Here is a 14,528-nt window from a genome sequence, read left to right as displayed (position 1 = left end):
CCTGGCCAAGGTTGTTGCAGGTTGGCCAAGGCGCCCGATCAATGCGGCAGGTGGACGGTGAGTGTCTGGCCGGGCTTCAAGGCGCGGCCACTGCGTGGGTTCCAGCGCTTGAGGTGTTGCATCTCGACATTGAAGCGCTTGGCGACCAGGTACAGAGAATCGCCCTTGCGTACCTTGTACAGGGTGGTTTTCTTCCTGCTGCCGGCGCTGGTGTCCTGCATGACCAGGGTCTGGCCGGCTTTCAGGCCCTTGCCGGAGAGCTGGTTCCAGTGCTGCAGGTCCTTGACGTTGACCTTGTTGGCCTTGGCGATCGTGGTCAGGTTGTCGCCCGGCTTGACCCGATAGCTGCGCTTGGCGGTGATCCTGGCAGGCGCCTGACTGGCCACTTCCTCGAATACCCGTTGCTTGGGCTTGAGGCTCAGCAGTTCCTCGGGCTTCATGTTCGAAAGGCTGGTGGTCAGCAGCTGCGCCTTGGCCGTTGGTACCAGCAATTGCTGCGGGCCGTCTACCGTCACGCGTTTCTTGTAGGCCGGGTTGAGCTGGACCAGCTCGTCTTCGTCGATCTGGGCCAGTGCGGCAACCCGCGAAAGGTCCAGGCGATCGTTGATCCTGACCACTTCGAAGTAGGGTTCGTTGGCGATCGGGTTGAGGTTTACACCATAGGCTTCCGGCGCCAGGACCACCTGGGACAGGGCCAGCAGCTTGGGGACGTAGTCCTTGGTTTCCTGCGGCAGCGGCAGGTTCCAGTAGTCGGTCGGCAGCCCGAGCTTTTCGTTGCGTTCGATGGCACGGCTGACGGTGCCTTCGCCGGCATTGTAGGCGGCCAGGGCCAGCAACCAGTCGCCGTTGAACATGTCGTGCAGGCGGCTCAGGTAATCCAGCGCGGCGATGGTCGAGGCGGTGATGTCGCGCCGGCCGTCATAGAGGCTGGTCTGGCGCAGGTTGTAGTAACGCCCGGTGGACGGGATGAACTGCCATAGGCCGACCGCGTGGCTGCGCGAATAGGCCATCGGGTTGTAGGCGCTCTCGATGGCTGGCAGCAGGGCCAGTTCCAGCGGCATGTCGCGTTCTTCAAGACGCTCGACGATGTAATGGATGTAGAGGCTGCCGCGGTCGCCGGCGCCTTCGAGGAATGACGGGTTGCTGGCGAACCACAGGCGTTGCTGTTCGATGCGCGGGTTGACGGCTATGCCATCCTGCAGCTTGAAACCCTGTCGCATGCGTTCCCAGACGTCCTGCGGCGCTTGTGCCACGGGCTTGGGCACAATGATTGGCTTTTGCTTGACCCGCGCCGAAAGATTGTGCGCGCGAACACTCTCCGAATCCTGGACGTGACCGCTGCTCTGACAGCCGACCAGAGTGGCCGTCAGTGCAACCGCGATGGCTTGTGCCAAGCGCGTCAATGCGTCTGAATTGAAGGTTCTGCGTATAAGTGACGGCATTGGCTGGAAGAAGTTCCGGGCAAAAATGTCGGGCGATTCTAGGAAGCGCCCTGTTCACGGTCAACCTTTCAGAACTTCCAGGAACCAGCCGAAGCTGTTTAGAACGTATCTTTCCAAGCGCGCAAGGCAGCAAAAACAGAGGTCGGAGACGGGTTTGAGCGGGAGGTCCGTTCGTCTATTTTTTCTTTAACAGATGTTTCTTCGGCGCGAAGAAAGGGATTGGTCAGCTTTTCCAGGGCTAGATTTGATGGCAACGTGATGCGATCTTGCGCGCGCAGTCGGGTAACGTCGTCGAAGCGTTGGGCAACCTGCGGATTGTCGGGTTCCACCGCCCTGGCGAAGCGAAGGTTGCTCAGGGTGTACTCATGGGTGCAATAGACCAGCGTGTTGTCGGGCAACGCGGCCAACCGGCTCAGAGACGCATGCATCTGTGCCGGAGTACCTTCGAACAAGCGGCCACAACCGGCGGCGAACAGGGTATCGCCGCAAAACAGCAAGGGCGCTGGCGTCTGCCCGTGATAATAGGCGATGTGACCCAGGGTATGCCCGGGCACGGCGATGATCTGAAAATCCAGGCCCAGCACAGTGGCGCGGTCGTTGTCGTTCAAGGCCACATCCCTTGCCGGAATGTTTTCCGCCGCCGGCCCGAGCACGCGTGCGCCCGTCGCGTTTTTCAAGCGCTCGACCCCGCCGACGTGATCATGATGGTGATGGGTGACCAGAATGTCGCTGAGCTGCCAGTCGCCGTGCCTGGCCAGCCAGTCCAGCACCGGTTGTGCGTCGCCCGGGTCGACCACTGCGCAGCGTTTGCTTGCAGTGTCTTGTAACAACCAGATGTAGTTGTCAGTGAAAGCGGGCAGGGCATCGATCTGTATCATGGTGCAGTTCGCCAAGCGGAAGACAATGGTGCATCTTAGAGCCTATGGGGTTCCAGGTGAACCTCGAGTAGGAGGCTGCAATGACCGATAAAGCGTTTGCACAGGCAGATCCTGACTGGCTGGAACTGATCAGCCTGGCCCGAGACTGGTTTGCCGGGCCCTTGGGGCAATTGTTGCTGCACGAAGAGCAGCGCCTGCTAGAGGATGAGTTGGGTCGGTTCTTCGGCGGTTATCTGGTGCATTACGGGCCCAGCGCCGAACCGCCACCCACCGCGCGCCAGGTGCAGCGCAATGTGCGCCTCGGGGCGCCGCTGCCGGGGGTCGAGATCGTCTGCGAGGAGCAGGCCTGGCCCCTGAGCGAGCACGCCGCCGATGTGGTGGTGCTGCAACATGGCCTGGATTTCAGCCTGTCGCCCCATGGCCTGCTGCGCGAGGCCGCCAGCAGTGTGCGGCCCGGCGGGCATCTGCTGATCGTCGGCATCAACCCCTGGAGCGCCTGGGGCCTGCGCCATGTGTTCGCGCACGACGCCCTGCGCAAGGCTCGCTGCATTTCCGCCTCGAGGGTCGGCGACTGGCTCAACTTGCTTGGTTTCGCACTGGAGAAACGTCGCTTCGGGTGCTATCGTCCGCCGCTTGCTTCGCCGGCCTGGCAGGCACGGCTTGAAGGCTGGGAGCGCATGGCTGGGAGCTGGCAAAGTGCCGGTGGTGGCTTCTATATATTAGTGGCACGCAAGCTGGTAGTGGGTTTGCGTCCACTGCGCCAGACCCGCCGCGAGCCCATGGGCAAACTGCTGCCGCTGCCGATGGCCAAGGTCAACCGGCGTCATTCCGAGCAATGATCGCCCGGCAATTATTGATGGATAGTGTTGAATGAGTGATAGCGTCGAGATCTACACCGATGGCGCCTGCAAAGGTAACCCGGGCGTGGGTGGTTGGGGTGCCCTGCTGGTGTGCAAGGGCGTAGAGAAAGAACTGTGGGGTGGCGAGCGCGAAACCACCAACAATCGCATGGAGTTGACGGCCGCGATTCGCGGTCTGGAAGAACTCAAGCGTGCCTGTGACGTGCTGCTGGTGACCGACTCCGAATATGTCATGAAAGGCATCAACGAGTGGATGGTCAACTGGAAGAAGCGCGGCTGGAAAACCGCGGCCAAGCAGCCGGTCAAGAATGCCGACCTGTGGCAGCAGCTCGATGAGCAGGTTGGCCGCCATAAAGTGACCTGGAAGTGGGTCCGCGGCCATACCGGTCACCACGGCAACGAGCGCGCCGACTTACTGGCCAATCGTGGCGTGGATGAAGTGAGGGGAATGCGATAGTTCGGAAGGGGACTAATCGTTCTCCGCTCAAACGAGGTATCGTCAATCGTCGGAATTTCTCCTTTTGATCATCAACGATCAGTAGCCAATTGTAATGGCGCCTAACATGCTCTGCGTCGTAGCTACTGTCAGCAACCCATTGTGTTGAGGAGGTTGCTGCAATGCGAGGCGCAGAGGTATCCGTTCACTTTGTAGAATCTTCAAGCTTGTTGCTTTTGCCACCGAGATTGGGGCTCAGCGCATGATCAAGTGAGGCTTCCGCCCTCCCCCAGACCCGAAGACATCCGGGTTTTTCCGTGTTGCTGAAGAACTCGTCGAGCGAGCGTGTAGGAGTTTACTTTCCGGAATTCACTAAATAGACCACGACGACGTGGGAAAAAACCTATTAACCTAGGTGGCAATACGTGCGCACTATTACCTCCAGTAGAAAAAAACTGGCTGAGCGTACGTATAAAGGTGGCTTGTCTATGGATGCGGAATTTCCAGTCTGGGAAAAATTTGTTCAAGGTGAACTCTCAAGGCTTAACGCGGGCGGAGAGTCTTTTGGTGTATTTGGAAATATTGCTCGAAAATTAGATTTTGATTATTTTGCCATTGAAGTGTTCAAGGTTATCCCATATATGCGTCCTGAAATATATGTGATTGGAAATTATCCCGAGAAGTGGGTGCGCTGTTATAGGGCGTCGAATTACGCTGTGATGGATTCTCGGGTGCAGCACTGCAAAATATCAAATGAAGTGTTTGTCTGGGCGTCTGATATTTTCCTCAAAGATCCTCGGTTGTGGGGCTGTTCAAGTGAGTGTGGGCTTTCGTTTGGTTTGACCTTTCCCTCTATCAGGTTGCGTGAGTTTTCTGGCTATATTTCTTTGGCGAGGAGGGAAAATGATGTAAGTCAATGTGAGTGTGAATGTCTTCAGCCGAAGATTAAATTGTTGGCTAGGGAGATTATAGAAAAAGTGTCTCTTGGCTTTATGTTGCAGTCTACTGATCTAGAGTTTTCTGGTAGGGAAAAAGAGGTTATGCGTTGGACAGCGGATGGGAAAACGTCAGAAGAAATAAGTATTATTTTAGGAGTGACGGTAGATGCGATAAATTTTCATCAGAAAAACATCCAAGAGAAGATCGGGGCAAATAACCGAGTGCAGGCAGTAGCCTATGCGATTGCTCAAGGCTATATTTGATCTTGAGTGCCAGAGATTGGTAGCCTGGTTGAGTGGGCTGTTTGCAGGTTTGCTCGAATCCAGGAGTACTGAAATTTTTTCGGCTCACAAAGATGTGATCGCCTCCTGTAGCTTCCGAAACATTGGCTTGAGCAGTAAGTGCAAATATCAATTTTACATACCTGTGCTTTAGTAATTCCTTCTGCTTCCAGTAAGTAATCGCAATACCTATTGAGGTCAAGCCAAGCCTCGTTGTGAGTACTTTTCGCGGTCGCTAATTGTGGTCTGACTGATGGATGACCTTGCTCTCGAGACCAAGGAGCTGATTTGCCTTTCCACAGGTGTCCATGAACTGCCTCTAATGTCTCGATCATGGATAAGCTGACTTCATAACAACAAGAATGGATAGAAGGCCCAAGTCCAATGCGTAGTTCGTTAGCTGAGACCCCCGCCTGTCGAAACGCTCGAAACGAATCTCCTATGATGTTTGAAACTAACCCCTTCCAACCACCATGTATAGCGGCGACAAACTGCCGCTCGCATGCGCCGATCAAAAGCGGTATGCAATCCGCAGTAATTATCCCTATAGGTCGGTTAGTTGATGTGTAAATTGCGTCAGCTGTCACCAACCCGGATTTGTGCTCAAGCGTCACCTCCATCACCTTCACTCCATTTTCTTGGGCGGGGCAGAAGAGGTTAGTGGGTAAGGACGGGTCGCCAGTTCTAGAAAATGCATGTGATACATGGCCTAGAGAGTCCAGGTTTTGAGCATGATATTGCATGGGAAAACCCTCAAAGATTGTGTACTTGTTTTTTGATGCCGTTACGGTGGAAACAGCAAACTGTTGGAATTTGACACTATCTCCACCTGGGCATTGTCGAATGGAAGCATATCACCAACGGCCTGTGGCGGGTGAGCTGATATTTTGCATGTGTTTTCAACTGGAAAGTGTGGATTTATCAGGGGGGGCAGCACTTAATTATTAGCACATGCTGTGCCATGTTTGACTACCTAATTTGGTAGGTGTACCAGGTAGGGCTTCCGGTTTATAAGGACGTATACCTCGTTGTCCCTAAAGTGGCAGAGTAAATTGGAAGGGAGTCTTATGGCCTTGCAAGTTGAAAAGTTTGAGGTGGGTTATGGGGGTGTCCACCTAAGTGGCGAGCGGTGGAGGTGTCAAAAACCGACTAGAACCGTAGTAATAATGCATGGGGCGGGTGGGTCAAATAGGAAAGGGTTTTGTGGCTTGCAAGCGTATTTGTACGCACACAATTACGAATCTATAACATTTGACTTTATGGGGCATGGCGAATCTGGCGGAAGCATTAAGAGTTCGAGTTTGGAAAAGCGAACCGAGCAAGCGTTGCTGGTAATAAAGGAGTTCGGACTCCACAGAAAGGAGCTTAATTTAATTGGCTTTAGCATGGTCGCTTATAATGCATTGCATATAGCTACCAAACTGACAGTTGCGCGTTTAGGCTTGGCAATACCTGCAGTGTACTCAAGTGAAGCTGCGAAACTGAATTTTGATGAGTCGTTTACAGTATGTATTCGCAAGCACAAGAGTTGGATTGATAGTGAGTGTTTTAATATGGTGAAGGCGTTTCCTGGGAAGCTTTTGGTTATATCTGCTGAGCAGGACTCGATAATTCCATCTGGAATACCCTGTCGACTGACTGAGCGCGCGGAGCGCTGCTCAAGTGCAGAGCATCATTGTATTCGTAATGCCGATCATGATTTGGCTAAGCACTTCAATAAACATCCTGAGGCTAGGTACTCAACACTGGCTAGTATTCTGAGATGGTTGGAATGAAGCAAAAAAGGAGGGTGTATGATTGAAAATTTTGATGAGCAATATCTCTACTTTGCTGAAAAATATCTTACTGCTGAAAGAACCAGGGCTGATTGCGATCTGATCGAAAATGCATGTGGGCTTCGAAAAGGGGACCGTGTTTTGGATGTCGGATGTGGTCATGGGAGGATTTCAAATGAGTTAGCGTCTCGTGGTTATAAGGTAATAGGTATCGATATAAATGAGTTTGCGTTGGAGGTGGCGGTCAAGCAGGCACGCGTGCTTGGGCTGGCGGTGGAGTACATAAAAATGGATTTTTTCAACATTGATAAGTTGGAAAAATTTGATTGTGCTCTGAGTTGGTATACCTCTTTTGGATATTCGGATGATAGAGCATGTAGGGGGCAGTTGCGTAGCATTTATGCTTCCTTAAAGAAGGGGGGGCGATTTGTGCTGGATCACATAAATAGAGATCGTTGCTTGAAAAGCTTGCCGCCGGCAAGTGTTCATGATCGAGGTGATGATTTTATGATTGATTTTTTTAATTATGATGTGGAGGGTGGGAGGCTTTTTGTAGATAGGCGTTACAGTAAGGAGGGTGTCGTTACGAGCTCACCATATAGTATTAGGCTTTTGACTTATCCTGAGCTTAAAGATTGGATGGAGTACTCCGGGTTCAAAGATGTCGCGGGATATGATAGCAATGGAATGCAGTACGGTCTGGAAAGCAGCAGGATGGTGGTTGTTGGAGTAAAGTAAATATGAAGTTTATTTTTTCGGAGTGCGAACCTAAATATTCGTCCTATACATTTCCTTATGTGGTCTGGGCGGTTCCTGAGACAGGATCAGAAATTCCAGAGCTTTATAATAGAGGGTTCTTGCCGTCGCAAAGTGCTAGGTTTTACTTGGCTCGCAGTGCTCGTATTGTCTTAAGTGACTTTAGGCTCTCTTATAGTAATCGAAGAAATCTTAGAAAATGTCAAGATGTCGAGGTTGACTTCGTACAGGCGAATTCATTTGAGCTTACTCCGGAGGTTGCAGATATGTGTTTGCATTGTGCGGAATTAAGGTACGGAAAAGGCGTTGTTGATTCGTCGCGATTGACGCGCATTTTTATGCCGCAAAATGCAACAGGTGTGATGAGATTTAAGAGAGCTGGCAGGGTTGTTGGTTTGGTTACCATAAACATAGCAGGTAAAATGGCTCACTATAATTTTGCATTTTATGACATGAGCTTCCCGAAAAAATCGTTAGGGACTTTCATGTTGACAGCCATAATTAATTATTTTCATGAACGGAATTACACGTACGTATATATGGGGACATGCTACGCTTTGAGGTTTATGTATAAGTCCCATTTCGAAGGTTTCGAATTTTTTTCTGGTGCTTATTGGTCTTCAAATGTAAGTGAGCTTGAATACCTTCTTAAACAAACAGTTTCGGGGCATTTGCTTGAGAGCGATGAGTATTTAAAAAAATTTCACCTCGATGTGTTCGATGTGAACGCCGAGGGGGTGGGTAGTCGCTATAGGCCGGCTTAGGCGGCCTGTTTTTTAGAGGCTCTAGTGCGTTGGGGTGGTATATGTCAACTGGCTTTTTTGCTGCAGCGATTTTCTTCTCAAAAGTTGGCGTTGGATTATTTTTTTTCATAAATACCTGGTTGGTCGTTTATCTTACAGGAGATAATTCTACTGCTGCTATAAGTTTGATGTTTGCAGTAATCCCGTGTGTGCTGTTTTCTACATTGATTGGTGATATGGCAGACCGTCTCTCACCTTTAAAGCTGGTTCTGTTTTCCGAGATATCCAGGATTTTTATTTTGGTTGTCTATGCCGCGCTGTGCCTTTTCGGTAAGTCAACTGCAAGCCTGGCTTATGTTACAAGTTTTCTTATGTCCATTTGTGGTGAAGTTCAGCTTGTATCTTGGCGAGTCGTGATATGTAGATATTCACAATCCTCGAATAATTTAAGACTTAATGCGCTTGTAATTGTTAGTGGGCAGGCAGGAGTTGTGGTAGGTGCCGGACTTTCAGGAATCGTTTTTTTATTGCTGGGCGCTGCGTGTACTATTTTTTTGTCTGCTGGTATTTTTTTATTATCGCTTATGTTTGTTTTTGTTCTGTTGCGGGTGTTGAGTTTTGGAGGCGCAGAGTTTGATGTTGATAAAGTGGGTTTGCATGAGGGAGGGCTGTGGAGTTTAAAATCTCTATTTTTGGGTTTTGATTACGCCTTTCGACATCCGGTACTGTTTCTTTATTATTTTTTGATTGCGTTGAATGTGAGCGTTTTATATTCGGTTAATGCTTTGCTTGCGCCATTTGTCAAGGATGTTTTGCAGCTTGATGCAGGTGCATATGGAAAAATTGATGCTGCATATTCGGTGGGCGCAATTTTAGGGGGGGTGCTTGTTTTTAGAGTTGTAAGATATTTTGGTTCGCTAACAGTTTTGTTTGCTGGGTTGGCTATTTTGTCATTCTCTTTGTTTGTGTTTTCAATCTCGGACGGCGGTGTTATGGCGTTTTGTTCATATTTGGGAGTTGGTGTTGGTTGTCAGACATCAGTCATAGGTTTGAGCTGTGCGCAAAAGGTAACTGATCCAAACATGCAGGGGAGGGTTTATGCTGCATTTAATATGTTAATGGGATGTTTTGGGATGTTGGTTTTTTGGGTGGCTTCCAGAGTCGGCAGTGAAGAGGGGGTGAGGTTTTTTTTTGAGGTGCAGGCTTTTCTATACATTGTGTTCATTCTGCTTATTTTCTTTTTTGAACGGTTGCGCAATTCCTTTGCTTTGTAGTGTTGGTTCAGGGTTCTGGGAGGGGGTGTGAGGCGAGTTAGTTTGGTGTTGATCTGGTTTTTTTGATTGGGTTGATGGTGGTTTTTTATAGTTGTGCTGTAGGGGTCATGATTATTCTGATTCTGGTGTTTTACGTTTCGTATCATATGGGGCATGCGTCTGGTGAATACCCGGTGGCTGATTATTTTTCCGAGAGTTTGTATGTGGTGGATTTAGAGGTGCTTTTGAAAGAGCGTAACGAGTGATGTTTTATTGGGCTCTGACGGTCGGATTGGGTGCAGGATGTCAACTTTTTACTTTCTATCAGGCTGTTTCAGTATTTTTGCTTTCCGTCGATGCGGTGCCACTTGTCATGGTTGGATGTGCAGCTAAATAGCCCGAGAATTCAGGTCGTGCTAAGATTGTGTCCTTTAGCTTTATCGTTGAGGATTCACAGTCAATGGCACAGAGGTCTGTAGTACTCGATACCGAAACCACGGGTATGCCGGTCACCGATGGTCACCGGATCATCGAGATCGGCTGTGTCGAACTCATGGGCCGGCGTCTCACCGGTCGGCACTTCCATGTGTACCTGCAGCCGGACCGCGAGAGCGACGAGGGCGCCATCGGCGTTCACGGCATTACCAACGAGTTTCTGGTCGGCAAGCCACGCTTCGTTGAAGTCGCCGATGAATTTTTCGAGTTCATCAAGGGCGCGCAGCTGATCATCCACAACGCGGCGTTCGACGTTGGCTTCATCAACAACGAATTCGCCCTGATGGGGCAGCGCGACCGGGCCGACATCACCCAGCACTGCACGATTCTCGACACATTGCTGATGGCCCGCGAGCGGCACCCAGGGCAGCGCAACAGCCTCGATGCCTTGTGCAAGCGCTACGGCGTTGACAACTCCGGGCGTGAGCTGCACGGCGCATTGCTCGACTCCGAGATTCTCGCCGACGTCTACCTGACCATGACGGGCGGGCAAACCAGCCTGTCGCTGGCTGGCAACAGCAGCGACGGCGCGGGTGAAGGGGCGGGCAACCAGGGCAGCGAAATCCGTCGCCTGCCGGCCGATCGCCAACTGACGCCGATCCTGCGCGCCAGCGAAAGCGAACTGGCCGAGCATGCCGCGCGCATGGAAGCCATCGCCAAGTCCGCCGGCGGGCCACCGTTGTGGGTGCAGTTGCAGGAAGCCCAGGCGCAGGCCTGAACCTGTGGGAGCGGCCCTGGCCGCGATGGATGCGAAGCATCCGGTGGGTGCGGTGCGCCCATTCGCGGCCAGGGCCGCTCCCACGATTTGTTACACAGGCACGTAAAGAAGCCGCACGCTAACAGCGACGAGCTTCTACCCTGAAACCATTGGCCGACCGAGTCAGCCGTTTCAGGGCGCTGTTGTGATGTACAAAGATCTGAAATTCCCTGTCCTCATCGTTCATCGCGATATCAAGGCCGACAGCGTTGCCGGCGAGCGGGTACGTGGCATTGCCCGCGAGCTGGAGCAGGAAGGCTTCAGTATCCTGCCGGCGGTGGACTATGCCGAAGGGCGGTTGGTGGCCTCGACCCACCATGGCCTGGCCTGCTTGCTGATTGCCGCCGAAGGCGCCGGGGAAAATACCCACCTGCTGCAGAACATGGTCGAGCTGATCCGCCTGGCGCGCGTTCGGGCGCCGCATCTGCCGATTTTCGCCCTGGGCGAGCAGGTAACCCTGGAAAACGCGCCGGCCGACGCCATGAGCGAACTCAACCAGCTGCGCGGCATTCTCTATTTGTTCGAAGACACGGTGCCATTCCTGGCCAGGCAGGTTGCCCGGGCGGCGCGTAATTATCTGGATGGGCTGCTGCCGCCGTTCTTCAAGGCGCTGGTCCAGCACACGGCGCAGTCCAATTATTCCTGGCACACCCCGGGCCATGGCGGCGGCGTGGCCTATCGCAAGAGCCCGGTGGGCCAGGCTTTTCATCAGTTTTTCGGGGAAAATACCCTGCGTTCGGACCTCTCGGTGTCGGTGCCTGAACTTCGCTGCTCGATCACACGGGCCCCCTGGCAGAAGCCGAGGCCCGGGCGGCGCGCAACTTCGGCGCCGATCACACCTTTTTCGTCATCAACGGCACCTCGACCGCCAACAAGATCGTCTGGCACGCCATGGTCGGTCGCGACGACCTGGTGCTGGTCGACCGCAACTGTCACAAGTCAGTGTTGCATTCAATCATCATGACCGGGGCCATCCCGCTGTTCATGTGCCCGGAGCGCAACGAGCTGGGGATCATCGGGCCGATCCCGCTGAGCGAATTCAGTCGCGAATCGATCCAGGCCAAGATCCAGGCCAACCCGCTGACCAAGGGCCGCAAGCCCAAGGTCAAGCTGGCAGTGGTGACCAACTCCACTTACGACGGCCTGTGCTACAACGCTGAGTTGATCAAGCAGACGCTCGGCAACAGCGTCGAGGTCCTGCACTTCGACGAGGCCTGGTATGCCTATGCCGCCTTCCATGAGTTCTTTGCCGGCCGCTATGGCATGGGCACCTCTCGCGGCCCTGACGGCCCGCTGGTGTTCACCACACACTCCACGCACAAACTGTTGGCGGCGTTCAGCCAGGCATCGATGATCCACGTCCAGGACGGTGGCGCCCGTCAGCTGGATCGGGACCGTTTCAACGAAGCGTTCATGATGCACATCTCGACCTCACCGCAATACAGCATCATCGCTTCGCTGGATGTCGCCTCGGCCATGATGGAAGGTCCGGCCGGGCGTTCTCTGTTGCAGGAAATGTTTGACGAGGCCTTGAGCTTTCGCCGGGCGCTGGCCAACCTGCGCGAACACCTGGCGGCGAACGACTGGTGGTTCAGCATCTGGCAGCCGCCGCTGGTAGAGGGCGTTCACCGGGTCGCGACCGAGGACTGGCTGTTGCAGCCACAGGCGCAGTGGCATGGCTTCGGTGATGTCGCCGAAGACTACGTGTTGCTCGATCCGATCAAGGTGACGCTGGTGATGCCCGGGGTGAACGCCGGCGGCACCCTGAGCGAGCACGGCATTCCGGCGGCGGTAGTCAGCAAGTTTCTCTGGGAACGCGGTCTGGTCGTGGAGAAGACCGGTTTGTACTCTTTCCTGGTGTTGTTCTCGATGGGGATTACCAAGGGTAAATGGAGCACCTTGTTGACCGAACTGCTGGAGTTCAAGCGCAGCTACGATGGCAATGTCGACCTGCTCGAAAGCCTGCCTTGCGTCGCCCGCCTGGACCCCGTGCGCTATCAGGGCCTGGGCTTGCGCGACCTGTGCGACCAGTTGCACGCCTGCTACCGCAGCAACGCCACGGCCAGGCACCTCAAGCGCATGTACACGGTGTTGCCGGAAGTGGTCATGAAGCCAGCCGATGCCTACGACAAACTGGTGCGTGGTGAAGTCGAGGCGGTGCCGATCGACCAACTGCTCGGGCGCATCGCGGCGGTGATGCTGGTACCTTACCCGCCCGGTATCCCGTTGATCATGCCGGGCGAGCGGTTCACCGAAGCGACGCGTTCGATCATCGATTACCTGGCCTTCGCGCGGACTTTCGACACCGGGTTTCCCGGATTCATCGCCGATGTGCATGGGCTGCAACATGAAGACGAGGGGCAGGGGCGGTGCTACACCGTCGACTGTATCAAGAGCTGATCGACACTTGAGCGAACGAAACCAGGTCAGCCCGGCCTGCAATGTACAAGAGAGTATTTATGCATCCACCCAATCCCGACGTCAGCATCCGGGTCGCCGATGACAGCTTCACCGACTACATCCTCGACAGTGAGTTCGGCTTCAGTGTCGGCGGTTATGCAATTGCGGCGCTGGACAAGCGGGTCGAGAATTGGGCGGTGGAGCAGGTCGAGCCCTACCGCAAATGCTATGGCATCGATCCGGAAGAGTTTCGCAGCTACCGCGACTCGGCCGACAGTGCCGTGTTCATGGCCTATCTCCAGGGCAAGGCGGTAGGGCATGTGGTGGTCAGCACCAACTGGAATGGGCTGGCCCATATCGACGAGTTGGCTGTCGACGCAGCGGCACGGCGCTGTGGCGTTGCCCGCGCATTACTGGATGTAGCCTGCTTCTGGAGCCGCAAGAAGCAGCTGCCAGGCGTCATGCTCGAGACCCAGAACAACAATCTGGGCGCGTGCCGCCTGTACCAGGATTACGGCTTCGTACTAGGAGGGATCGATCGGATGCGCTACCGGGGCATCGACTCTGAAACCGAGGAAGTGGCGTTGTTCTGGTATCTCATGTTCTAGCGACCCAGCATTGCCTGGGCCTTCTCCGTGATGATCTCCAGCAATGCCTTCAGTGCCGGCGAGGGCGCGCACTCGCTGAGGGTCAGGGCGTAAAGGGTCACCGGGATTGCCGGTGAGATCGGGCAGACGTCCAGCCCGGCGGCCTTGGCGCCGATGGCGGTGAAGGGGTCGACGACCGCCAGGCCTTCGCCGGCTTCGACCATGCTGCGCATCATCTGGTAAGTCTGTACCCGGGTCTGGATCAGCGGAGGTGGCTGCAGGGCCTGCAACTTTGCGTCCAGCAACAGGCTCAATGGGTCCTGGCCGTCGAGACCCACCATGGTCTGGCCGGCCAGTTCCTGCAGGCCGATGTATTTATGGCGCAGCTGCAACCAGCCGTGTGGTGCCAGCAATTGCAATTTGCCCGCGGCCAGTTCGACGCATTGGATGGCGGGATGATCCGGGCTATGCAGGCTCAAGCCCAGCTCGCTTTCGCGCAGCAGCAGGCTGCGAACGATTTCCCGCGTGTGCTGGCTGGACAGGTTGCACGGCGTCTCGCGAAAACGCCGACGCAAGGCGGCGACGCTTTGCGGCAGGAGCTCCTGTGCGAGGGCCGGCGTACAGACCACGCGCAGCGGCTGGTCCTGATGCTGGCGCAGGCTGCTGGCCAGGCGCCGGACACGATCGAGGTCTTCGTACAGGTGATTGATCTCTCCCTGCAACTCAAGGGCTTCACGGGTTGGCTGGAGCTTGCCCCGCACCCTGGCGAACAACAGGAAGCCAAGTTGTTGCTCGGCGTGTTGCAGGGTCTTGCTCACGGCGGGCTGGGAAATATGCAGCAATTGCGCGGCAGCGCTGAGGTTACCGGTTTGCAGGATCGCCTGGATCACTTCGATGTGGCGTAGTCGCATGCGTGAAATCCCTGT

At 54.3% G+C, this 14,528-nt stretch carries 14 protein-coding genes and 1 pseudogene; 11 read left to right on the top strand and 4 right to left on the bottom strand.

The genetic code is table 11. The annotated features are described in order from the left end of the window. Positions 1-38: 38 nt before the first annotated feature. A complete protein-coding gene (locus NVV94_RS17250; protein ID WP_258443604.1) occupies positions 39-1,442 on the bottom strand; it encodes a transglycosylase SLT domain-containing protein in 1,404 nt (467 codons plus the stop codon). Positions 1,443-1,540: 98 nt separating this feature from the next. Next, entirely contained in the window at positions 1,541-2,320 is a 780-nt protein-coding gene (gene gloB / locus NVV94_RS17245; RefSeq protein ID WP_258443603.1) for a hydroxyacylglutathione hydrolase, read from the bottom strand. Between the two features lie 80 nt (positions 2,321-2,400). Here gloB and NVV94_RS17240 point away from each other — a divergent pair, with 80 nt between their 5' ends. The 3 genes from NVV94_RS17240 (at position 2,401) to NVV94_RS17230 (ending at position 4,818) form a co-directional block, all read left to right on the top strand. Beyond that, positions 2,401-3,159 (top strand): class I SAM-dependent methyltransferase, encoded by a 759-nt coding sequence (locus NVV94_RS17240; RefSeq protein WP_258443602.1) that lies wholly within the window; start codon positions 2,401-2,403, stop codon positions 3,157-3,159. A gap of 31 nt (positions 3,160-3,190) precedes the next feature. Continuing rightward, positions 3,191-3,637 carry a ribonuclease HI gene (rnhA, locus tag NVV94_RS17235; protein WP_258443601.1) on the top strand — a complete coding sequence of 149 codons (447 nt, stop codon included), beginning with the start codon at positions 3,191-3,193 and terminating at the stop codon, positions 3,635-3,637. A 404-nt stretch (positions 3,638-4,041) separates the two neighbouring features. After that, positions 4,042-4,818, top strand: coding sequence for an autoinducer binding domain-containing protein (locus NVV94_RS17230; protein WP_258443600.1), 777 nt, complete (start codon positions 4,042-4,044; stop codon positions 4,816-4,818). On the opposite strand, the gene NVV94_RS26975 is transcribed toward NVV94_RS17230, so the two are convergent. Then, on the bottom strand, positions 4,809-5,579 hold the full coding sequence (locus NVV94_RS26975; protein WP_408733417.1) for a polyphenol oxidase family protein: 771 nt from the start codon (positions 5,577-5,579) through the stop codon (positions 4,809-4,811). The two genes, NVV94_RS17230 and NVV94_RS26975, sit on opposite strands and share 10 nt — an antisense overlap. A 558-nt stretch (positions 5,580-6,137) precedes the next feature. On the opposite strand from NVV94_RS26975, the gene NVV94_RS17225 reads away from it, so the two are divergent. From NVV94_RS17225 to NVV94_RS17190, 8 genes and pseudogenes are all read left to right on the top strand, one after another. Beyond that, entirely contained in the window at positions 6,138-6,611 is a 474-nt protein-coding gene (locus NVV94_RS17225; RefSeq protein WP_258443599.1) for an alpha/beta fold hydrolase, read from the top strand. Between the two features lie 18 nt (positions 6,612-6,629). Further along, positions 6,630-7,349, top strand: a complete 720-nt coding sequence (locus NVV94_RS17220) for a bifunctional 2-polyprenyl-6-hydroxyphenol methylase/3-demethylubiquinol 3-O-methyltransferase UbiG (RefSeq protein ID WP_258443598.1) — start codon at positions 6,630-6,632, stop codon at positions 7,347-7,349. A gap of 2 nt (positions 7,350-7,351) precedes the next feature. Continuing rightward, positions 7,352-8,131, top strand: coding sequence for a GNAT family N-acetyltransferase (locus tag NVV94_RS17215; protein ID WP_258443597.1), 780 nt, complete (start codon positions 7,352-7,354; stop codon positions 8,129-8,131). Positions 8,132-8,172: 41 nt separating this feature from the next. Next, complete coding sequence (locus NVV94_RS17210; protein WP_258443596.1) at positions 8,173-9,384, top strand: MFS transporter; 1,212 nt, start codon at positions 8,173-8,175, stop codon at positions 9,382-9,384. A gap of 107 nt (positions 9,385-9,491) precedes the next feature. After that, on the top strand, positions 9,492-9,629 hold the full coding sequence (locus tag NVV94_RS17205; RefSeq protein WP_258443595.1) for a hypothetical protein: 138 nt from the start codon (positions 9,492-9,494) through the stop codon (positions 9,627-9,629). Positions 9,630-9,823: 194 nt separating this feature from the next. Continuing rightward, positions 9,824-10,576 (top strand): DNA polymerase III subunit epsilon, encoded by a 753-nt coding sequence (gene dnaQ, locus NVV94_RS17200; protein WP_258443594.1) that lies wholly within the window; start codon positions 9,824-9,826, stop codon positions 10,574-10,576. Positions 10,577-10,763: 187 nt separating this feature from the next. After that, positions 10,764-13,015: pseudogene (locus NVV94_RS17195) on the top strand (Orn/Lys/Arg decarboxylase N-terminal domain-containing protein). A gap of 59 nt (positions 13,016-13,074) precedes the next feature. Beyond that, on the top strand, positions 13,075-13,623 hold the full coding sequence (locus NVV94_RS17190; protein ID WP_258443593.1) for a GNAT family N-acetyltransferase: 549 nt from the start codon (positions 13,075-13,077) through the stop codon (positions 13,621-13,623). Here NVV94_RS17190 and NVV94_RS17185 read toward each other — a convergent pair. Further along, a complete protein-coding gene (locus NVV94_RS17185; RefSeq protein ID WP_258443592.1) occupies positions 13,620-14,513 on the bottom strand; it encodes a LysR substrate-binding domain-containing protein in 894 nt (297 codons plus the stop codon). The two genes, NVV94_RS17190 and NVV94_RS17185, sit on opposite strands and share 4 nt — an antisense overlap. Positions 14,514-14,528: the final 15 nt, after the last annotated feature.

Source organism: Pseudomonas sp. LS1212, assembly GCF_024741815.1.
Lineage (GTDB): Bacteria > Pseudomonadota > Gammaproteobacteria > Pseudomonadales > Pseudomonadaceae > Aquipseudomonas.
This window is presented reverse-complemented; position numbering and strand designations above follow the sequence as displayed.